This is a genomic window from Larkinella soli, from assembly GCF_003703975.1.
GTDB classification, from domain to species: domain Bacteria; phylum Bacteroidota; class Bacteroidia; order Cytophagales; family Spirosomataceae; genus Larkinella; species Larkinella soli.
Map to the genome: position 1 here is coordinate 1 of NZ_QTJY01000069.1, position 476 is coordinate 476.

Genomic DNA, 476 nt, shown 5'->3' on the forward strand with positions numbered 1-476 from the left:
GTATCGGCGTAGAGCCGCACGAAGTCGCGGTACTTGCCGCCCAGCATCTGGTAGGCCGGCACGTTGAAGGCCTTGCCGGCCAGATCCCACAGGGCCATCTCTACCCCGCACACGCCCCCGGCAGCCCGCGAGTGGTTGCCGAACTGCTTGATGAGCTTGAAGAGCTGCTCGACGTTGCAGGGGTTCTTGCCCAGCAACCGGCTCTTGAGCATCAGGGCGTAGTTGGGGCTGGCCCCGTCGCGCACCTCGCCCCAGCCGACGAGGCCCTGGTTGGTGTCGATGCGGATGATGGGGCTGGAGAAGGGCACGCCCTGCAACACGGCGATGCGCATGTCGGTGATCTTCAGGTCCGAGGGTTTGGACTCGCGTCGCACGTTCTGGGCCAGGAAGTCGACCTCGCGTTCGGGTTTGCCGTCGAAGAGCAGGCCCAGCGACAGGCCGCCCAGGGCGGAGTTGCGCAGGAACTGACGCCGGTC

The 476-nt window shown here is 66.4% G+C and carries 1 pseudogene; it reads right to left on the minus strand.

The annotated features are described in order from the left end of the window. Positions 1-476: pseudogene (locus DX909_RS29350) on the minus strand (mandelate racemase/muconate lactonizing enzyme family protein); the annotation flags it as partial.